Origin of the sequence: Streptomyces sp. NBC_01525 (assembly GCF_045040405.1) — a bacterium.
Taxonomy (GTDB): Bacteria; Actinomycetota; Actinomycetes; order Streptomycetales; family Streptomycetaceae; genus Streptomyces; species Streptomyces benahoarensis.
Genome location: NZ_CP109397.1, coordinates 3,343,261 through 3,363,500, shown reverse-complemented (window position 1 = coordinate 3,363,500; position 20,240 = coordinate 3,343,261). Strand labels below are relative to the sequence as shown.

17 protein-coding genes are annotated in these 20,240 nt (G+C 72.6%); 7 read left to right on the top strand and 10 right to left on the bottom strand.

Translation table 11 applies throughout. The features are described 5' to 3' along the window. Window positions 1–3: 3 nt before the first annotated feature. Window positions 4–1,455 carry a dihydrolipoamide acetyltransferase family protein gene (locus tag OG422_RS15030; RefSeq protein WP_405743307.1) on the top strand — a complete coding sequence of 484 codons (1,452 nt, stop codon included), beginning with the start codon at window positions 4–6 and terminating at the stop codon, window positions 1,453–1,455. 96 nt (window positions 1,456–1,551) lie between these two features. On the opposite strand, the gene OG422_RS15025 is transcribed toward OG422_RS15030, so the two are convergent. Then, window positions 1,552–1,728: a hypothetical protein gene (locus OG422_RS15025; RefSeq protein ID WP_185993923.1), complete on the bottom strand. Its 177-nt coding sequence runs from the start codon at window positions 1,726–1,728 to the stop codon at window positions 1,552–1,554. A gap of 296 nt (window positions 1,729–2,024) precedes the next feature. Here OG422_RS15025 and OG422_RS15020 point away from each other — a divergent pair, with 296 nt between their 5' ends. From OG422_RS15020 to OG422_RS15010, 3 genes are all read left to right on the top strand, one after another. Beyond that, the gene (locus tag OG422_RS15020; protein WP_405743306.1) at window positions 2,025–2,864 is read left to right on the top strand and encodes a GNAT family N-acetyltransferase; all 840 of its coding nucleotides are present in this window, start codon (window positions 2,025–2,027) and stop codon (window positions 2,862–2,864) included. 149 nt (window positions 2,865–3,013) lie between these two features. Next, window positions 3,014–3,709, top strand: coding sequence for a GntR family transcriptional regulator (locus tag OG422_RS15015; RefSeq protein ID WP_143942304.1), 696 nt, complete (start codon window positions 3,014–3,016; stop codon window positions 3,707–3,709). Then, the gene (locus tag OG422_RS15010; RefSeq protein ID WP_405743305.1) at window positions 3,706–5,025 is read left to right on the top strand and encodes a nitrate/nitrite transporter; all 1,320 of its coding nucleotides are present in this window, start codon (window positions 3,706–3,708) and stop codon (window positions 5,023–5,025) included. The genes OG422_RS15015 and OG422_RS15010 overlap by 4 nt, the downstream gene beginning before the upstream one ends. Window positions 5,026–5,164: 139 nt before the next feature. Here OG422_RS15010 and OG422_RS15005 read toward each other — a convergent pair whose 3' ends face one another. Next, on the bottom strand, window positions 5,165–5,989 hold the full coding sequence (locus tag OG422_RS15005; RefSeq protein ID WP_143942306.1) for a maleylpyruvate isomerase family mycothiol-dependent enzyme: 825 nt from the start codon (window positions 5,987–5,989) through the stop codon (window positions 5,165–5,167). Between the two features lie 182 nt (window positions 5,990–6,171). Beyond that, window positions 6,172–6,702 carry an LURP-one-related/scramblase family protein gene (locus OG422_RS15000; RefSeq protein WP_405743303.1) on the bottom strand — a complete coding sequence of 177 codons (531 nt, stop codon included), beginning with the start codon at window positions 6,700–6,702 and terminating at the stop codon, window positions 6,172–6,174. 64 nt (window positions 6,703–6,766) lie between these two features. On the opposite strand from OG422_RS15000, the gene OG422_RS14995 reads away from it, so the two are divergent. Beyond that, complete coding sequence (locus OG422_RS14995; protein ID WP_405743302.1) at window positions 6,767–8,575, top strand: NHL domain-containing thioredoxin family protein; 1,809 nt, start codon at window positions 6,767–6,769, stop codon at window positions 8,573–8,575. A 49-nt stretch (window positions 8,576–8,624) separates the two neighbouring features. Here OG422_RS14995 and OG422_RS14990 read toward each other — a convergent pair whose 3' ends face one another. The 7 genes from OG422_RS14990 to OG422_RS14960 all read right to left on the bottom strand — a co-directional run bounded on the left by OG422_RS14990 (window position 8,625) and on the right by OG422_RS14960 (window position 18,251). Next, window positions 8,625–9,314, bottom strand: coding sequence for a hypothetical protein (locus OG422_RS14990; protein WP_143943881.1), 690 nt, complete (start codon window positions 9,312–9,314; stop codon window positions 8,625–8,627). Window positions 9,315–9,423: 109 nt separating this feature from the next. Beyond that, window positions 9,424–10,446, bottom strand: a complete 1,023-nt coding sequence (locus tag OG422_RS14985; RefSeq protein ID WP_405743301.1) for a helix-turn-helix domain-containing protein — start codon at window positions 10,444–10,446, stop codon at window positions 9,424–9,426. Window positions 10,447–10,589: 143 nt separating this feature from the next. After that, window positions 10,590–11,537, bottom strand: coding sequence for a hypothetical protein (locus OG422_RS14980; protein WP_405743300.1), 948 nt, complete (start codon window positions 11,535–11,537; stop codon window positions 10,590–10,592). Window positions 11,538–11,889: 352 nt separating this feature from the next. Then, window positions 11,890–12,726 (bottom strand): DUF4232 domain-containing protein, encoded by an 837-nt coding sequence (locus OG422_RS14975; RefSeq protein WP_405743299.1) that lies wholly within the window; start codon window positions 12,724–12,726, stop codon window positions 11,890–11,892. Window positions 12,727–13,019: 293 nt separating this feature from the next. After that, window positions 13,020–14,912 carry a BTAD domain-containing putative transcriptional regulator gene (locus OG422_RS14970; RefSeq protein ID WP_405743298.1) on the bottom strand — a complete coding sequence of 631 codons (1,893 nt, stop codon included), beginning with the start codon at window positions 14,910–14,912 and terminating at the stop codon, window positions 13,020–13,022. 1 nt (window position 14,913) lies between these two features. Further along, window positions 14,914–16,206, bottom strand: coding sequence for a M18 family aminopeptidase (locus OG422_RS14965; protein ID WP_143943392.1), 1,293 nt, complete (start codon window positions 16,204–16,206; stop codon window positions 14,914–14,916). Between the two features lie 218 nt (window positions 16,207–16,424). Next, on the bottom strand, window positions 16,425–18,251 hold the full coding sequence (locus OG422_RS14960; RefSeq protein ID WP_143943393.1) for an acyl-CoA dehydrogenase: 1,827 nt from the start codon (window positions 18,249–18,251) through the stop codon (window positions 16,425–16,427). Between the two features lie 193 nt (window positions 18,252–18,444). Here OG422_RS14960 and OG422_RS14955 point away from each other — a divergent pair, with 193 nt between their 5' ends. Then, complete coding sequence (locus OG422_RS14955) at window positions 18,445–18,915, top strand: SseB family protein (protein ID WP_143943394.1); 471 nt, start codon at window positions 18,445–18,447, stop codon at window positions 18,913–18,915. Window positions 18,916–19,093: 178 nt separating this feature from the next. After that, window positions 19,094–20,047, top strand: coding sequence for a pirin family protein (locus OG422_RS14950; protein ID WP_405743297.1), 954 nt, complete (start codon window positions 19,094–19,096; stop codon window positions 20,045–20,047). Window positions 20,048–20,240 lie beyond the last annotated feature (193 nt).

Below are 20,240 nucleotides of genomic sequence, written 5' to 3'. Positions count from 1 at the left end.
ACCATGACTGCAACCGCCGCCTCGGCGCAGCGTTTCCGCGAGTTCAAGATGCCCGACGTGGGCGAGGGCCTCACCGAGGCCGAGATCCTCAAGTGGTACGTCCGGCCCGGTGACACCGTCACCGACGGTCAGGTCGTCTGCGAGGTCGAGACCGCCAAAGCCGCGGTCGAACTGCCCATCCCCTACGACGGGGTGGTGCATACGCTCAACTTCGACGAGGGCACCACCGTCGACGTCGGCACCGTCATCATCTCCGTGGACACCGATCCGGGCGCCGGTCCCGTGCCGTCGGCCGAGGCCGCTCCGGTCGCCGAGCCGGAGCCCGCCGAGGCCGAGGAGCCGCAGGGCCGCCAGGCGGTGCTCGTCGGCTACGGCGCCGCCCCGGCGTCGACGAAGCGGCGGCCGCGCAAGGCGCAGGCCCGGCCCGCGGCGCAGCCGGTGACCGCGGGGCTCCAGGCGGAGCTGAACGGGCGGGCCGCGGTGCCCGCACCGGCCGTCGTCCCTGCTCCGGCCACCCCCGCGCCCGCCGTGCCCGCACCGGCCGCTCCCGGCGCGCCCCGGCCGCTGGCCAAGCCGCCGGTGCGCAAGCTCGCCAAGGACCTCGGCATCGACCTGGCCACCGTGGTGCCGACCGGCGCCGACGGGGTCGTCACCCGCGAGGACGTGCACGCCGCCGCGGCCGCCGCGGCGCCTGTTTCACGTGAAACGGTGACGGTGCCGACCGCCCTGCCGGAGGCGGTCGCCGTGCCGTCGGCCGGGGAGACCCGGATCCCGGTCAAGGGTGTCCGCAAGGCCACCGCGCAGGCGATGGTCGCCTCGGCCTTCACCGCGCCGCACGTCACGGAGTTCATCACCGTCGATGTGACCCGCACGATGAAGCTCGTCCAAGAGCTGAAGCAGGACCCGGACATGGCGGGGCTGCGCGTCAACCCGCTGCTGTTCGTCGCGAAGGCGTTCCTGGTCGCCCTCAAGCGGCACCCGGAGGTCAACGCGTCCTGGGACGAGGCGAACCAGGAGATCGTGCAGAAGCACGAGGTGAACCTCGGGATCGCTGCGGCCACCCCGCGCGGGCTGATCGTGCCGAACATCAAGGACGCGGGCGGCAAGACGCTGCCGCAGCTCGCCGAGGCGCTGGGCGAGCTGGTGGCGACCGCCCGCGAGGGCAAGACCTCACCGGCGGCCATGTCCGGCGGGACCGTCACGATCACCAACGTCGGCGTCTTCGGCGTCGACACCGGTACGCCGATCCTCAACCCGGGGGAGTCGGCGATCCTCGCCTTCGGCGCGGTCAAGCTCCAGCCGTGGGTCCACAAGGGCAAGGTGAAGCCCCGTCAGGTCACCACGCTGGCGCTCTCGTTCGACCACCGGCTGATCGACGGCGAGCTGGGCTCGAAGCTCCTCGCCGACATCGCGGGCGTCTTGGAGAAGCCGAAGCGGCTGATCACCTGGGGCTGACCCGGTAGCGCACGGAGAGCGGCCGACCCTCGCATCCGCGGCGGTCGGCCGTTGTGCTGGGTGTGCCGTGACGCGTCGGTCGTCCGGCGGCGCGTATCAGCTGCGGATGAGGTCGACGACGTTCCGGAGGTGGGCGACCGGGCCGGTCGGCGCGGAGGTGTCCGCGTGCGAGGCGTTGCGGACCACCGTGGTGCCGGCCCAGACGGCGGCGGCGATCAGCACGACCACGGCGGTGGTCCGGGCGCGGCGGGCGGTGTTCGTCCTGGTCTGCATGGCTTCTCCCCCTCAGGTGCCGGAACCTTCCCGGCGTGGTGCCTCCATTCACCCATGGATTTCCGGCCCGCCCGTACGCGTCAGGTACGGATTCGGCTACGACTTGAGAGGGAGCCGGTACCGCACTTCGGGCGGACCGGCGGGGGACGGGCACCCCGGAGAGCGGTGCGCCGACCGGTTCGGGCGGGCCCGGGGCGGCCACCTGCCACGGCGGGCGCGGGCCCGGTGCGCGGGGCCGTGCGGACCGGGCCGGAAAGGACTTGCCGCAGGCCAAGGCGGTGTTTAGCTTCGGTGCCATGAGTAGCAGCGACTTGATCATCCGGCGCTACCGGGGAACCGACGAGGACGTCGTCGTCGGCCTGTGGTCCCGCGCCGTCCGCCAGACACACCCCTTCCTCCCCGGGGAGGGCGGCGGCGAGCGGGCCCGCAAGCTCCGGGAGGTGTATCTCGTCCAGGCGGACAACTGGGTCGCCGAGCGGGACGGCACCGTCGTCGGGCTGCTGGGGCTCATGGGCGCGGAGGTCGGCGGGCTGTTCGTCGACCCCGAGGCACAGGGACGCGGCACCGGCCGGGCGCTGCTCGAACACGCCGCGTCGCTGCACGGCGCGCTGACCCTGGAGGTCTACGAGCGCAACGACCGCGCCCGCCGCTTCTACGACCACCTCGGCTTCACCGAGCGCTCCCGCCGGGCCGAGGAGGAGACGGGCGAGACCCTGATCGCCCTGGACCGCGTCGCGCCGCTGCGGTCGGTGTCCTGGCTGCATGTGCGCGAGGGGCGGCTGCTCAGCGTGCGGACGCGCGGCAACGACACGTTCTACCTACCCGGCGGCAAGCACGAGGACGGGGAGACCGCGCCGGAGGCGCTGTCGCGCGAGCTGGCGGAGGAGTTGGGCCTGACGGTTCCGGCGGCGGAGCTGACCGAGGCGTTCGTCATCCATGACGTGGCCCACGGGCAGAGCGGCCGCCGGCTGCACATGACCTGCTTCACGGGCGGCCCCCAGGACATCGCGCCGCGCCCCGGCCGGGAGATCGCCGAGTACGCCTGGTTCGGCCGCGCGGAGGCACGCGAGCGCTGCGCCCCGGCCCACGGCCAGGTCGTCGACCGGTTGGTGGCTCAGGGGCTAATGGAGGGCTGACGGGCCGGGGGCGGGGCCCGGCGCGCGGCTCTGACCTGCGCCTTCGGGCCCGGCCCGGCCTTCGGTTCCGGCCCCGTGCCCCGGGCCGCCCCTGTCCGGATCCTGGAAGCCGCCGACGCACGCATACATGTTGTATCTATCCTGTGTGCATGCCATCTGCCTCCGCACCCGCCGCTCCCGGCCGGCAGTCCGCCGGGACCCCGCACGCCAAGCAGCCACCCGCCGCCGAGCGCGTCTACACCCACGTCAAGGACGCCGTGCTCCAGCGCCGTTACGAGGGCGGCATGCTGCTCACCGAGGGCGAGCTGGCCGAGGCGGTCGGGGTGTCGCGGACGCCGGTGCGCGAGGCGCTGCTCCGCCTGGAGGTCGAGGGGCTGATCAAGCTCTACCCGAAGAAGGGCGCGCTGGTGCTGCCGGTCTCCGCGCAGGAGATCGCCGATGTCGTCGAGACCCGGCTGCTGGTGGAGGAGTACGCCGCGGCCAAGGCCGTCCCGGCGTCCGAGGCGCTGCTCGACGAGCTGGCCGAGCATCTGCGGACCATGCGGGAGCGATCCGCGGCGGGCGACCTGGCGGCGGTCTCCGTCGCCGACCGCTGCTTCCACGCGGCCCTGGTGCGCAACACCGGCAACCAGATCCTCGACCGCCTCTACGAGCAGCTGCGCGACCGTCAGCTGCGCATGGGCGTCGCGGTGATGCACGCCCACCCGGACCGCATCGCCAAGAACGTCACCGAGCACGCCGAGATCCTCGAAGCGCTGCGCACCGGTGACGCCGAGGCGGCCACCGCCGCCGTGCACCGCCACGTCAGCTGGGTGCGCAACCTCGCGCAGGGAGACGCCCGATGAGCGGTTCCGGCACCACCGCGGCGCGGTCCCTGCCCGGCGACCCACCCGGCGGCGCCCGTGCCGTGGCCGTCTGGGGCACCGGCGTCGCCGTCTACTTCGTCGCCGTCACCTACCGCACCAGCCTCGGCGTCGCCGGTCTGGACGCCGCCGACCGCTTCCACATCAACGCCTCCGCGCTGTCGACCTTCTCGATCCTCCAACTGCTGGTCTACGCGGGCATGCAGATACCCGTCGGCCTGCTCGTGGACCGGCTCGGCGCCAAGAAGGTGCTGGCCATCGGCGTCGTCCTCTACACCATCGGCCAGTTCGGCTTCGCGTTCTCCGAGTCGTACGCCATGGCGCTCGGCTCGCGGGCGATGCTCGGCTGCGGTGACGCGATGACCTTCATCAGCGTGCTGCGGTTGGGGGCCCGCTGGTTCCCGGCCCGGCGCGGGCCGCTGGTCGCGCAGCTCGCCGCGCTCGTCGGCATGGCGGGCAACCTCATCTCCACACTGGTGCTCGCCCGGCTGCTGCACTCCCTGGGCTGGACGGCGACCTTCGCCGGGAGCGCGGCGGGTGGCGTCGTCGTCCTCGTCCTGCTGCTGCTCTTCCTCAAGGACCACCCGGAGGGCTTCGCCCCGGCGCCCGCGCCCGCCACGCACACCGGCGCCGCCTTCATCCGGCGGCAGATCGCGGACGCCTGGCGCGAGCCCGGCACCCGTCTGGGCATGTGGATCCACTTCACCACACAGTTCCCCGCGATGTTCTTCCTGCTGCTGTGGGGGCTGCCGTTCCTCGTCGAGGCGCAGGGTCTGTCCCGGGCCACCGCGGGCACTCTGCTGACCCTGATCGTCCTCGCCAACATGGCGGTCGGCCTGGTCTACGGACAGATCATCGCCCGCCACCATGCGGCCCGGCTGCCGCTGGCGCTCGGCACCGTCGGCGTCACCGCCGCGCTGTGGGCCACCACCCTCTTCTGGCCCGGCCCGCACGCGCCGATGGCGCTGCTCGTGGTGCTCTGCCTGGTGCTCGGGGCCTGCGGTCCCGCCTCGATGATCGGCTTCGACTTCGCCCGTCCGGCCAACCCGCCGGAGCGCCAGGGCACCGCCTCCGGCATCGTCAACATGGGCGGCTTCATGGCCTCGATGTCGACGCTGCTGGCTGTCGGGGTGCTGCTGGACACGACCGGCGACGACTACAGCGTCGCGTTCTCCTCGGTCTTCGTGCTGGAGGCGCTCGGTTTCTCGCAGATCCTGCGGCTGCGCCGCCGCGCGGTGCACCGTGAGCGGGAGCGACAGGCCGTCAGCCGTGTCGAGGCGGTCCACGTCCCCGCCTGACGTCCGGGGCGCCACGCCGCCGGTCCGGGTCCCGCCGTCCGTCAGCTCCGTAACGTCCGTACGGAGACGGCCGGTTGGCCGCGGGCCGGCGGCGCGCGTTTCACGTGAAACACCGCCGCGCCGGGCCCGCCGAACGGACCTACGGCGTGACGGCGAAGTGCTCCAGGATCGCCGCGGCCAGCTTCTGGTCACCGTCGATCTTGACCTGGTCCGCCACCGCCTGCGGACGGGACCGGCCGCAGGCCAGCCGGGCGAAGACGTCCCAGTCCAGCGCGAAGGTCACGGTCGGCCCGAGCGACACGCTGCCGTCGACGGTGCCGTGGCCCTCGGCGTCCACCCGGACCGTCCGCATGAACTCCAGCGGACCGGTGACATCGAAGACCACCGCCGAACCGGCGGGCGCCTGCGCCCTCTTGGCCACGACGCCCGGCAGCGTCTTCACCAGGATGTCCCGGGCCACCTGGGCGCCGGGGGAGTCGAGATTGCCCGGTGCGCTCAGCGCCCGCCGCAGATCCTGCTCGTGCACCCACACGTCGAACGCCCGCAGCTGGAGCACGAAGTCCAGCGTGCGGTCCTCGTCGAACGGGCTGCGCACCAGGGCGTCCGGCTGCCGGGTCTCGTTGCGCAGCTGCCGCGAGCGCCGGATGACGGTGTACTCCAGCTCGGAGACCATCTCCAGGGCGGTGTGGTGACGGCGGACGTCGACCTGCACCTCCATGCGGCGGGCCGACTCGCTCTGCACGTGGTAGAGGTCGCGCGGCAGCGAGTGGATCGGCCGCGGGTCGCCGAGCATCTCGCACTCCAGGCCGATGATGTGCGACACCACATCGCGGACCGACCATCCCGGCAGGTCCGTCGCCCTGCTCCACTCACCCTCGGCGAGCGGTGTCACCAGCTCGGTTATCGCTTCTATGGAGTGAGTCCAGGCATCGATGGAGGATTGAAGGCTGGGATGGACGGTCACGTGACCCCTCGGACGATTCGTACGCGGGCTGCTGTCTGGCAGTTAAGTTACGCTGCGCACGGGCACCCCGGCAGTGCTTTCGGGTGACCATCGTAGGCACTTTTCCGCTGGCAGCCAGGTCTTCACGCCCCTGCGGTGGTACTGTGCCCCGCCCTCGTCCCCGCCCCTCGCCTCCCCGGCCGTCAGTCGTCGTCCCGCTCCCGCTCCGCCATGCGGATCACGCAGACCGCCACCCCGATCAGCAGCGTCGGATCGGCGTCCTCGCGGACGACCTTGAGGCCGTAGGAGTCACGCAGCGTCAGCCAGCGCCGGGAGATCTCGGCGAGCAGTTCGCCCTCGTACTCGACGGCGAACTCGCGGTCCAGGATCTTGCCGCTGACGTCGAGTTCGGTGCCGTCGACCAGCTCCACGCGGTAGTGGTTGCGCAGCAGCGACAGGCGCTTGCGGCGGATGGTGGCGAGCGGCCGGTCGTCCCGCTCGATGGTCATCGCGTCGCGCAGGCTGAGCATCTTCTTGCGCAGGGTGATCAGCACCCGGCCGTCGGTGTCCTTCAGCTCGAAGGTCTCCCGCAGCCGCAGTGCCTTGCCGTCGACGAGGAACGCGTGGTGGCCGTGTTCGTCGTCGATCCAGTAGTCGTCGCCGATGCCGAAGATCCGGTCGTGGACGAGGTAGGTGCGGGTGGACGGGGCGTGCCCCCCGGAGAATCGCTGCATTGCTGACGTGTTCCCCACCGCCCCGGCGGAATGCGTGGTCAGGTGGGTGACGTTGAATGGAGGCATGGCTTCACGTGCGCGCGTCAGGGCCCCCGAGCTGATCGGCAAGGGCGGCTGGCTGAACACAGGCGACAAGGATCTGGCCCTCGCCGATCTGCGGGGACGCATCGTCGTCCTCGACTTCTGGACCTTCTGCTGTGTGAACTGTCTGCATGTCCTCGACGAGCTGCGGGAGCTGGAGGAACGGCACCGCGACACCGTCGTGATCGTCGGCGTGCACTCCCCCAAGTTCGTGCACGAGGCCGACCATCAGGCGGTCGTCGACGCCGTCGAGCGGTACGGCGTCGAGCACCCGGTCCTGGACGACCCGGAGCTGGCCACCTGGAAGCAGTACGCGGTCCGCGCCTGGCCGACGCTCGTCGTCATCGACCCCGAGGGGTACGTCGTCGCCCAGCACGCCGGTGAGGGCCACGCCCACGCCCTCGCGACGCTGGTCGAGGAACTGATCGCGGAGCACACCGCCAAGGGCACGCTGCGCCGCGGCGACGGCCCGTACGCCCCGCCGGAGCCGGTCGCCACCGATCTGCGTTTCCCCGGCAAGGCGGTGGCGCTGCCGTCCGGGAACCTCCTCGTCTCGGACACCACCCGCCATCAGCTCGTGGAGCTGGCGCCGGACGGCGAGCGGGTGGTCCGCCGGATCGGCAGCGGCGAGCGCGGTTTGGGCGCCGACGCCTTCAACGAACCGCAGGGCCTGGCGCTGCTGCCGGACGGCACGGTCGCCGTCGCCGACACCGTCAACCACGCCCTGCGCGTCTTCGACCCGGAGAACGGCACGGTCGAGACGGTCGCCGGCACCGGCCGCCAGTGGTGGCAGGGCTCGCCGGTCTCCGGCCCGGCCCGTGAGATCGATCTGTCCTCGCCGTGGGATCTCGCCTGGTGGCGGGAGCGCCTCTGGATCGCGATGGCCGGTGTCCACCAGCTGTGGACGTACGACCCGGCGACCGGCACCGTCGAGGCCGTCGCGGGCACCACCAACGAGGGGCTGGTGGACGGTCCCGCCGCCGAGGCGTGGTTCGCGCAGCCGTCCGGGCTCGCGTCCGGTGGCGACCGGCTGTGGATCGCCGACTCGGAGACCAGCGCGGTGCGCTGGGTGGAGCGCGCGGACGACGGCGGGTACGTGGTGCGGACGGCCGTCGGCACCGGGCTGTTCGACTTCGGGCACCGTGACGGCGCGGCGGAGCAGGCACTGTTCCAGCATCCGCTGGGCGTCACCGCGCTGCCGGACGGTTCGGTGGCCGTCGCCGACACGTACAACCACGCGCTGCGCCGCTTCGACCCGGAGAGCGGTGAGGTGACGACCCTCGCGACGGATCTGCGGGAGCCGTCCGGCGCGGTGCTCGTCGACGGCGACATCGTGGTGGTGGAGTCCGCGCGGCACCGGCTCACCCGGCTGCGACTGCCCGAGGAGGCGGTCCGGGTCGCGGCGGTGGCGCACCACACGCAGCGCGCGGCGACGGAGGTGGCGCCCGGCGTGCTCCGCCTCGACATCGTCTTCCAGGCGCCCGCCGGGCAGAAGCTGGACACCCGCTACGGCCCGTCGACCCGGCTGCTGGTCAGCGCCACTCCGCCGGAGCTGCTGGCCGACGGCGCGGGCGCGGGCACCGATCTGGCCCGGGAGCTGACGCTCGCCGACGGCGTCACCGAGGGCGTGCTGCACGTCTCGGCGATGGCCGCGTCCTGCGACGACGACCCGGCGATCGAGTACCCGGCCTGCCATGTGCACCAGCAGGACTGGGGCGTGCCGGTGCGGGTCACCGACGGCGGGCGGGCCCGGCTGGGCCTGGTGCTCGCGGGGCTGGACGCGGAGGGCTGACGGCGGGCCGGTGACCGGGGCGCGAGCCCGTACGGTCACCGGCCGCGGCTCACCGGGAGACGCCCGCCTTGATCCGTGCCTCGGGGAGGCTGGAGTACCAGTTGCCGACCTTCGCCTGCTGGGTGGCGTAACGCGGCTGGTACTGCGAGAAGGAGAGGTACGCCCCGCCGCCCCGCTTCATGCCGCGGTTGTCCGTGAAGGTGACTGTCAGCTTGTTGAGCGGCTTGGTGCCCTTCGTGGCGGGCTTGGTGGTGGGGATCAGCGCGTACGCGTCCGAGCGCGCCTGCACGGTGACCTGGCGGCCGAGGAACGAGTCGCCGGGGTCGCCCTCCAGGAAGCCCAGCGGGGTCGGCGAGTCGTTCACGGCCACCTGCGGGGCGCCGTGCAGGATGCACGGGCGGCCGAGCGGGTTGTGGTAGGTGAGGACCAGCACGGACGGGTCGGTCTCGGACGTCGCCTTGAGCTTGGTGGGCCCCGCCGAGCACTGCGTGGGGCGGGCACGGTGGGCCGCCGCGCCCGCGCCGACGCCCGCCGCGCCCGCCCCCGCGCCGATGAACCGGTGCTTCTTCTTGTCCTTCTTCTTGCTCTTGTAGGTCGAGGAGGAAGAAGAGGACGAGGAGTGCTTCCGCGAATTCGAGGACTTCGCGTGGGTGCAGCCCGTCAACGCGAGCGTGCCGCAGAGTGCTGCGGCCAGCGTCGCGCAGGCGACGGAACGGCGACGGGAGCGGCGTGCGGTCATGGTTGGTTCCCCCAGTGGTTCGCTGCGTTCAGCGAGCTGTGTGTGTCATGGCACCGCCACGATATCGATGCGGGCCCACCGCGCCAGGGCCGGTGGGCACGGAGCCGGATCAGTGGTGGCACACCGGTAGATCGATGTTCTGGAGCTGTTCGGGACGGATGCGGATGCCCGGCATCCACGCCTGGCCGTCGCCGTGGTCGACGCGCAGCCAGATGCTGCTGTGCCCGCCCGCCTCGTCGGTGACGGAGACCCCGTCGGCGATCCGGCATCGGGCGTGCAGGGGGTCGTCGTGCCAAACACGGCCGGTGACGTTGGCGCGGCGGTAGAACTCGTACGGGTCCCGGGCCAGCGCGAGCGCGCAGTCCGGCCTGCGGTCGCCGCGGCAGGCGCGCTCGACGTTGAACACATTGACGGTGGTGCCCGCGCCGGGCCCCGTCCCTGCACTGGGCTCCGTCCCCGTCCCGTTCCCCGCCTCCGTGCCGGAGTCCCTGCCGGTGCCGGTGAGCGCGAGGACGGTGAGCGCGGCGGCGACGGCGACGGCGGCGCCGAGCCCGATGAGCAGGGAGTGTGGCCCTCTCGGGCGGACGACGGCCGGTGCGACGGACGCGGCCACCGGGGCCGGAGGGGCCGCGCGGGGCCCCGGCACGGTCACGGTCCCGCCCGGATGCGGGGCGACGGGGGCGGGGATGACGACGGCGGGCGTGGCATCGGCGAGCGCCGGCGCGTCCGGTACGTCGCCTCCGCCGGGCGCCGGGGATGCGTCCGAAGGCCGGGCGACGGCGGCCCCTTCCGCCTCCTCCGCCCCACCCGCCGACTCCTGTGCCGCGCAGGCCGCGTGCAGCAGGGTGATGAGGGCGGGCAGCCGGTCCTCCCCGGTGAAGGAGAGCTTGCACCACTCCACCAGCAGCCGTTCGTCCGGCAGGCTCTGGCCCCGCAGATACCGGGAGAGCGAGGAGCGGCTGGCCGGCAGCCGGGACTCCATCTTCTTGAGGCTGTAGCCCAGTTCGCCGTGCATACGCCGGAGTGCCGTGACGAAATCCCGTACGGGTCCGGTGAGTTCGGCGGGCAGCGGCGCGAGCGGCTTGCGGCGGACGTTCGCGGCGCGGTTCTGGTGGCCAGGCACGCCCAGCATTCCAGCACAGCGGCCCTACGCGCGCGAGGGGCACTCCCGCTCCCCAGTGGCGGAAGTGCCCCTCGTGACACGATTCGGACCGGAACCTGACCGCCCCGTGCAGCATGCGCGCCCGTGCGCCCCGTACGGGCGCGCATGACGGCTCAGTCGCCGAAGGCCACCGGGCGGTAGGGCCTGAACTCGGAGCCGCCGCTCAGCCCGTACGTCAGGCTCCGGTGATCGGTGCCGTGGCCGCCGCGCTGCTCGTACGCGGTGTACGAGCTGTGCGCGTCGTTGTTCCACTTCTCGAAGATCACGACATGGCGGGTGTCGCTGGTGCCGTCCGCGTCGATCAGCAGGTCACCGGGGGTCAGTTCGCCGAGCGAGATCGGGCGGGTGAGCGAGCGGTCGTTCGCCAGCCCGACGGTGTTGGTCCCCGGCGTCGGCAGGCCGAGCGTCATCGACACATAGCCCGAGCAGTCCTGCCGGTAGCCGTCCTTCCAGTTCGTGGTCTGGCTGTACGGGACCTGCGCACCGTCGTTCGCGGTCAGCCAGGTCGTCGCGCGCCGCAGCATCTCCTCACGGGAGGCGCTCGGCTCCTGCGGCGCCGGGCCGTCCTCGACCGGCACGCCCGGCAGCCGGTCCTCGGGGATGGCCACCGCGACGACGCTGAGGAAGCCCTCGACCGGGCCGGTCACATGCGCCATGTACGTGGAGCAGGCGTCGCCCTCGCAGACCTTGCGGCCGGTGTCGACCTGGTAGTCGGCGGTGATCCGGTCCTGCCCCGCGGCGGTCTTGTTGATCATGCCGACGGCGGGCGAACCGGCGTCGGCGGAGGCGTGCACCACCCAGCGGGTGCCCCAGGTCGGGAAGGACGCCTCGGCCGCCTGCACGGCGGCCGGGCCCTGCGCGGAGACGGTCTGGCCGTGGGCCGCACCCGCGAAACCGGTGATGCCGATTCCGGCCGCCGCGAGCGCGGGCAGCACCCGCCGCAACATCCGCCGTCCGGTCCGCCGGGTGTCCGTTGCCGTGCCGCTGTCCGCCGCCGGGCCCTCGCCGGTGCCCGCGAGGGTGGAGCCGTACGTCGCATCCGTGGTGCTCTGGCCGCGCATCCGATGTTCCCCTTCTGTGCCGTCCGTTGCCGTGTGCGTCGCCGCTGCGGGCGCCCGGCCCGTCGGAGCGGGCCGCTCGGTCCGCTGCGGCGGAGCCATCGTGGGGCGCCACGGCGGCCGGACGGGGCTGCGTATGTCCCACGGGACGTCCGGTCGCTGTCCCGCGTCGGTGACCTGCGCGAACGCGTGCCGCGGCGGGGTGGAACGGGACGCGCGGCGGGGCGTGTGGGACATGACGGGACGGCGGGAGAGGACGTGGCCCGTACGCGGGAGGCGGCCCCGGAAACGGGACAGGGCGCCCGCTGGGGGATGCGGGCGCCCTGGTTCGGGGGGGCGGATGCCCCGGGGTGGCCTACCAGTTGGCGGCCGTGGCCGCGTCCGACTGCCAGTACGTGACCCAGGCGCTGTCGTCGAGGTACGTGGAGCCGCCGGGCAGCGCGACCGGCGCCGACCCCCCGCCGCCCTGGCCGTCGCGGTCGGCCAGGCTGACGCTCAGCGAGGTCCGCTGGTGGCCGTTGGTCCCGCTGCCGTCGGCGGACGAGGTCATGACGCTGGCGTAGCCGGAGGCGCCGGGGGCGAGGGTGACCACCGCCTGCGGTTGGCTGTCCTCCAGCGGGGCGAGCGGCGCCTGCGCCTCGTCGAACTGGAGGAACGGGTAGGAGTACAGGTCGCAGGTGGTGCCGGAGGTGTTCTTCGCCTCCAGGAGAAGGTGGTTGGCGCGCTGGGGCAGCGGCGTGGCGACGATGCTGATGTTCGCCGGATCGCAGGCGGTGGACTCGCCGGTGCCGTCCGTCGGGGGCGGCGTCGAGCCGTCCGTGGCGGGGGCGTTGCCGACGTGGCCGGAGTCCGTCTGCCCGCCGCCGGAGCCGCCCTTGCCGGTCGTACCGGCCGGGGTGTCCTTGCCGGACGCGCCGCCGTTGCCGCTCGCGTGACCACCGTCCGCGTGGACCCCGCCGTTCTTGCCGGGTGCGCCGGTGTCCAGGCGGTCCTGCGGCGCCGCGTCGAAGGGCCGCCCGTCGCTGGTCTTGAGCCGGTTCTCCGACTGGCCGCACGCGGTGAGGCCGAACCCGGCGACGGCGACGAGGCCCGCCACCGCGAGGCGCATTCCGGTCCGCCGGGAGCCGGTACGGGAGGCGGCGGCCGCACCGTCGGTACGCCGGGCGCGCTGCGCCGACTGCGGCTGCGACATACGTGACATGGCGGTCTCCCCCGGTGGGCGGTGGCTGATGGCCTCTTTCGAGCTGTCCACCACCTTGCCGACCGCCGCTGGCGCGTTGCTAACGGACGCCTAACGCGACGGGGCGGCGGCCGGGGCGCGGGCCGCGGCCTCGCCGGGGCCGACGCGCCTGGCCGGGGCCGACGTCTGGGCCGGGCCGTGAGCCTCGTGAAGCGGCCACCGGGCGGGCACCACCGAGCACCGGCCGGGCGGGCACCCGTCGGTCCCCGCCCGGACCCCCGCGGGCTCAGGCCCCGCCCCCCCGCTCAGGCGCCGGAGCCGTCCCCCTCCCCCCGCTCATCGCGCGCGAACAGCTGGGTGAGCGTGCTGATCGTGTAGACGTCGGTGGACTCCTCGTCCACCAGATGCATCTCCGCGAGCCGGTCCAGCGCGTCCTGAGTACGCTCCTGGTCGTACCCGGCGAGGGCCGCCGCCACCGACGAGTTCAGGTGCCCGTCGGCGTTGGTGGCCAGCGCGCTGAGCAGCCGGGCGTCGTCGGCCGACAGCCGGGCCACGGACATCCGCAGCGCGGCCGCGATGCCGGTGTCCTCGGCGGACAGCAGCGCCAGCCGCCGCCGCTCGTCGCGCAGCGCCGCGGCCAGCCGGGCCAGCCGCCACCGCGGCCGGGCCGTCAGCTGCGCGGCGGCGGCCCGCAGCGCCAGCGGCAGCCCGTCGCAGAGCGCGACCAGCTCCTGCGCCGCCGCCGGATCCTCGGCGACCCGCTCGGCGCCGAGCATCGCCCCCAGCAGCGCCGCACCCTCCTCGTAGCCCATCGCCTGCAGGCCGACGGGCCGGGCCCAGTCGGTGGCGACCAGCCCGTCGAGGCGGCTGCGGCTGGTGACGATGGTGGCGCAGTGCGGGCCGCCGGGCAGCAGCGGCCGCACCTGCGCCGAACCGCGCGCGTTGTCGAGGACGACCAGCAGCCGCCGCTCCGCCACCAGCGACCGGAACAGTGCGGACGCGGCCTCGGCGGAGGTCGGCACCCGCTCCGGCGGGGTGCCGAGTGCCAGCAGGAAGTCGCGGAGGATCTCGGCGGGCGCCGCCTCGTCGCCCTCCCCGAAGCCCCGCAGATCGGCGAAGAGCTGACCGTCCGGGAACGCCGCGGCGTGCTGATGCGCCCACTGCACGGCGCACGCCGTCTTGCCGACCCCGGCCGGACCGGCAACCACCGCGAGCGGACTCTCCTGCGGCGTACGGTCCGTCAGGATCGCGGTGAGCGCCGCGAGCTGACGCTCCCGTCCCAGGAAACGGGCCGGAGGCCGGGGCAGCAGCCGCGGCGCCGCGGCGCCCCGCCCGGAACCGTCCGCGCCGCCGGACGCCGGGCCGCCCTGCGAGGGCACCCGGGCGCCGGGTTGTGCACCGGCCGTCCCGGCGCCTGTTTCACGTGAAACAGCGGCCGGTTTCGCGGTCGGCCGGGCCTCCTCCGCCCGCAGGATCTCCTCGTACGCCCCGCGCAGCCGCTCGCCCGGGTCGACGCCCAGCTCCTCGTTGAGCAGCCGACGGGTGCGGTGGAACCACTCCAGCGCGTCGGACTGACGGCCCGTACGGAACAGTGCCCGCATCAGACCGGCGATCAGGCCCTCGCGCAGCGGATGGTTGACGGCCGCGTTGTAGAGCACCGCAGCGGCCTGTTCGTGGGCGCCGAGCGCGCCGTGGGCGCGGCCCAGCGCCTCGACGGCTGTCAGCCGCCGCTCCTCCAGCGCATGCGCGGCGGCGGCGAACGGCGGGCTGGTGACCGTGCCGGTCAGCGCCGGACCGCGCCACAGCCCCAACGCCTCCCGCAGCAGCGGCACCGCGTCGCCCGGTGCCTCCTCGGGCCGGGCCAACGCGACGAGTTCACCGAAGCGATGGGCGTCGATCAGCTCCTCGGGCAGCCGCAGCACGTAGGCCGAGCCATGGGTGGTCAGCTCGATGCCGTACGCGTCGGCGCCGCCCTGGGCGAGCGTCGCGCGCAGCCGCGAGACATGGCCCTGGACGACCGTACGGGCGTGTTCGGGTGGCTCGTCCTCCCAGAGCGAGTCGATCAACTGTTCCAGGGGGACGGTGGTGTTGGGCTGCAACAGCAGCAGCGCCAGCACACTGCGCCGTTTCGCCGGCCCGAGCGACAGCTCCCCGGAGCCGGTGGTGACGGCGATCGGGCCCAGCAGTGAGAAGTCCAACTCAGCCCTCCAGGAAGGCCGTCAGGGCGTTCGCGAGCAGGTACGGGTCCTCGGCGCCGCACAGCTCACGTGCCGAGTGCATGGAGAGGATGGCGACACCGACATCGATGGTGGTGATGCCGTGCCGGGCGGCGGTGATCGGTCCGATCGTGGTGCCGCACGGAATCGCGTTGTTCGAGACGAACGACTGCCAGGGCACCTCGGCGCGCTCACAGGCGGCGGCGAAGACCGCGCGCCCGTCGCCGTCCGTGGCGTACCGCTGGTTGACGTTCACCTTCAGGATCGGCCCGCCGTTGGGCATCGGGTGGTGCCCGGGCTCGTGCCGCTCACCGTAGTTGGGGTGGACGGCGTGGCCGGTGTCGGAGGAGAGGCAGACGGTCCCGGCGAAGGCGCGGGCGCGGTCCTCGTACGCGCCGCCGCGGGCGAAGACCGAGCGCTCCAGGACCGAACCGAGCAGCGGGCCGTCGGCGCCGGTGTCGGACTGGCTGCCGTTCTCCTCGTGGTCGAAGGCGGCCAGCACCGGGATCGTGGTCAGCTCGCCACTCCCGGCGGCGGTGATCAGGGCGGCGGTGGCGGCGTGCACGGACAGGAGGTTGTCCATCCGCGGCCCGGCGAGCAGTTCGCGGTCGCGGCCCAGGTAGGCGGGCGGCTCGATGCTGTGGACCATCAGGTCCCAGCCGCGGATCTCACCGGCGGGCAGCTGCGCCTCCTGCTCGACGAAGGCGATCAGATCTCCCTCGGAGACCTCGCCCAGGCCCCAGACCGGCGTCATGTGGCGCTGCTTGTCGAGCTTCAGGCCGTCGGTGTTGACCGACCGGTCGAGGTGGATGGCGAGTTGCGGCACCCGCAGCAGCGCGCGGTCGACGTGGACCAGGCGGTGGCTGCCGTCCCGCAGCGTGACCCGGCCGGAGAGCCCGAGGTCCCGGTCGAGCCAGGTGTTGAGCAGCGCGCCGCCGTAGATCTCGACGGCGATCTGCCGCCAGCCGTGCGCGCCGGTGTCCGGCAGCGGCTTGACCCGGAGGTTGGGGGAGTCGGTGTGCGCGCCCAGGATGCGGAACGGGGTGGCGGGCTCGGCGCCCTCGGGCACGTACCAGGCGATGAGCGCTCCGCCCCGCAGGACGTACTTGCCACCGTGCGTACCGTCCCAGGCGTCGGTCTCCGCGACCTGCCGGAAACCCGCCTCGTCCAGCCGCGCCGCCGCGTTCGCCACCGCGTGGTACGGCGACGGACTCGCGGCGAGGAAGGACATCAGGTCGTCGGTGTGGCCGCGGTCGAAGCGGGTGGAGTTGGTCATGGCTCCAGCATAAGGAGGAGGACTCCCGGTGGCCCGCGCCGATGCAGGCGGACCGCGTACCTCTCCGTCCTCTTCCGGCCAGGATGTGGGCGTTCGCCGGGGTTGCGCCGCGGGGCGCGCAGGTGCGGTGTACAGCGGTGCCTGCCGTCCCCGGGGGATGGGGAGGCGGGCACCGCCGGTGGGCGGCGGGTCCGGGTGCGGCCGGACCTGCCGCGGGCTCAGAACGCGGACTCGTCCAGCTCCATCAGGGACTGGTCGATGCCCTCGGCCAGGGAGCGCTGCACGGAGACGGCCGGCAGGACGTTGTGCGCGAAGAACTTCGCTGCGGCGATCTTGCCGGTGTAGAACGGCTTGTCCTTGGTGGAGGCGCCGTCCAGCTTCCCGGCGGCGACGGCCGCGCCCTTGAGCAGCAGGTAGCCGATGACGACGTCACCGGAGGCCAGCAGCAGCCGGGTGGTGTTGAGGCCGACCTTGTAGATGGACTTGACGTCCTTCTCGGTGGCGGCGAGGTCGGTCAGCATGGCGCCGACGATCGCCTCCAGGTCGGCGGCGGCCTTGGCCAGTTCGCCGCGGGCGGCGGCCAGCTCCTCGCCGCCGGTCTCCTGGCCCAGGAACTCCTTGATCTCGTGGGAGAGCACGGTCAGCGCCTGGCCCTGGTCGCGGACGATCTTCCGGAAGAAGAAGTCCTGGCCCTGGATGGCGGTGGTGCCCTCGTAGAGGGTGTCGATCTTGGCGTCCCGGATGTACTGCTCGATCGGGTACTCCTGGAGGTACCCGGAGCCGCCGAAGGTCTGCAGCGACTGCGCCAGCTGCTCGTAGGACTTCTCCGAGCCGTAGCCCTTGACGATCGGCAGGAGCAGGTCGTTGAGGCGGGTGGCGGCGCTCGCGTCCTCGCCCGCGGCCTCCTTGACGAGGATCTCGTCCTGGACGGTCGCGGTGTAGAGCACCAGGGCACGCATGCCCTCGGCGTACGCCTTCTGCGTCATCAGGGAGCGGCGCACGTCGGGGTGGTGGGTGATGGTGACGCGCGGGGCGGCCTTGTCGGTGAAGGCCGCGAGGTCCGGGCCCTGCACGCGCTCCTTGGCGTACTCCAGCGCGTTGAGGTAGCCGGTGGAGAGGGTGGCGATGGCCTTCGTGCCGACCATCATCCGCGCGAACTCGATGATCTTGAACATCTGGCGGATGCCGTCGTGCTTCTCGCCGAGCAGCCAGCCCTTGGCCGGGTGGTTGGCGCCGAACGTCATCTCGCAGGTGTTGGACGCCTTGAGGCCCATCTTGTGCTCGACGTTGGTGGCGTAGGCGCCGTTGCGCTCGCCCAGCTCGCCGGTCTCCCAGTCGAAGTCGTACTTCGGGACGATGAAGAGCGACAGACCCTTGGTGCCCGGACCGGCACCCTCGGGGCGGGCGAGGACGAAGTGCACGATGTTCTCGGACATGTCGTGCTCACCGGAGGTGATGAAGCGCTTCACGCCCTCGATGTGCCAGGTGCCGTCCTCCTGCTGGAGGGCCTTGGTGCGCCCGGCGCCGACGTCCGAACCGGCGTCCGGCTCGGTCAGCACCATGGTGGAGCCCCACTGCTTGTCCACCATCAGCTGCGCGATGCGGTGCTGCTCCTCGGTGCCCTCGTCGTGGAGCACACCCGCGAAGGCGGGGCCGGAGGCGTACATCCAGACCGCCGGGTTGGCGCCCAGGATCGTCTCGGCGAAGGCCCACAGCAGCGAGCGCGGCGCGGTGGTGCCGCCGATCTCCTCCGGGATGCCCAACCGCCACCACTCGGCGTCCATGTACGCCTGGTAGCTCTTCTTGAAGGTGTCCGGGACCGGCGCGGTGTTGGTCTCCGGGTCGAAGACCGGCGGGTTGCGGTCGGCGTCGGCGAAGGAGTCGGCCAGCTCGTTCTCCGAGAGCCGGGCGATCTCCGACAGCACGCTCTTGGCGGTGTCGACATCCATCTCCGCGAACGGACCGGTGCCGTAGACGCTGTCACGGCCGAGCACCTCGAAGAGGTTGAACTCGATGTCGCGGAGATTCGACTTGTAGTGCCCCATGGGTACGGCTCCGTATCAGTTCAGCAAGAGAGTGGCGCGTGGCGCCTCGTCGCGAGGTCTTGTGTGGCGCGAGGGCCCCGTCACGCAATTACCAGCAGGTAGCTCCGATGATGCTACCCATCGGTAATAAGAAGCAACCCCTATCCGGCCATCTGTGACGAGCGTCCCCTCCCGACTCAGTACGCTGTGCCGCATGTACGGCTACGACCAGAACGCGGGTGCGGGGCAGCAGTACGGTGCGCCGCCCCCGCCGCAGCAACCTCCCTCCGGGGGCTACGGCGAGCAGCCGCTGTATCCGGAGCCGTCCCCGCCCTCGCTCGCGGACGCGGTGCGCGCCTTCACCACCGGCTCGATGTCCGCCGAGGACTTCCAGGGGATCTTCTCCACCTCGAAGATCTACTGCCCGCGCGGCGACAACCCCGGCTTCCTGGCGCTGCACAACACCCAGCAGCCGGTGATCCCGATGTTCACCTCGCTCAAGGAGCTGCGGCGGTACGCGGGCAAGGAGTCCAAGTACTTCGTCATCACCGGCGCCGAGGTGCTCGATCTGCTGCCCACCGGGTACGGCTTCGTCCTCGACATGGAGGGCGATCACCGGATGGTCTTCGATGCGAAGGCCGTGGAGCAGATGGTCGACTTCGCGATGCGCCGGATGTACGGCTGACCCGCCTCCCCTGACCGGACCGAAGGGCCGGCCCGCACGCCGCGGGTCGGCCCTTCGGTGTGCCGTGGTGCCGGAAAATTCCGCGCCGGCCTGCGGTGATGCGGTGGGGAATGCCGTGAGCCTTGCGGGTTGTTCAGTATTCAACTAAGTTGACATCCGAACGACCGAGGAGGCCGTCATGCCCGCAGTGACCGTTGAGAATCTGTTGACCCTGCCGCGTGTGGCGGCATCCGCCGAGGCGCGTCCCCGCCCCGTGCTGGCCGTCGCGACCGCGCCGAGCGGTTTCGAGGGCGAGGGCTTCCCGGTGCGCCGGGCGTTCGCCGGGATCGACTACAAGCACCTCGACCCGTTCATCATGATGGATCAGATGGGCGAGGTGGAGTACGCGCCCGGGGAGCCCAAGGGCACGCCCTGGCACCCGCACCGTGGCTTCGAGACCGTCACCTATCTGATCGACGGCACGTTCGTGCACCGCGACTCGCACGGCGGCGGCGGGGTCATCAACGGTGGCGACACCCAGTGGATGACCGCCGGGTCGGGGCTGTTGCACATCGAGGCGCCGCCGGAGTCGCTCGTCATGTCCGGCGGGCTCTTCCACGGCCTCCAGCTGTGGGTGAACCTCCCCAAGCGCGACAAGATGATGGCGCCGCGCTACCAGGACATCGACGGCGGCCGGGTCAAGCTGCTCACCTCCGCCGACGGCGGCGCGCTGCTGCGGCTGATCGCCGGTGACCTCGACGGCAACAAGGGCCCCGGCATCACGCACACGCCGATCACCATGCTCCACCTCTCGGTCAACCCGGGCGCGGAGGTGACCCTGCCGTGGCGGGCCGACTTCAACGCCCTCGCGTACGGGCTCGCCGGGCGCGGCACGGCGGGCGCGGAAGGCCGTCCGTTCCGGACCGGGCAGGCGGTGGTCTTCGGCTCCGGTGACTCGCTCACCATCCGGGCGGACGAGAGCCAGGAGTCCCGCAGCCCGAACTTCGAGGTCGTGCTGCTGGGCGGGGAGCCGATCCGGGAGCCGATGAGGCACTACGGCCCGTTCGTCATGAACACCCACGCCGAACTGGCCCAGGCCTTCGAGGACTTCCAGGCCGGGCGGCTCGGGACCGTTCCCGCCGAGGAGAGCTGAGCGCGGTCCCCGCGGGCGCGGACGTACCGCTGCCACCCTCCCGATCCCCGTCGTCGGCTACGCGCGGTCCCCGCGGGCGCGGACGTGCCGTGTTTCACGTGAAACGGGAAGCGCGACGCGCCAGGTTTCACGTGAAACGGCTCGGCCCGTGTTTCACGTGAAACACGGGCCGAGCCCGGCGCCCCCGTACGGC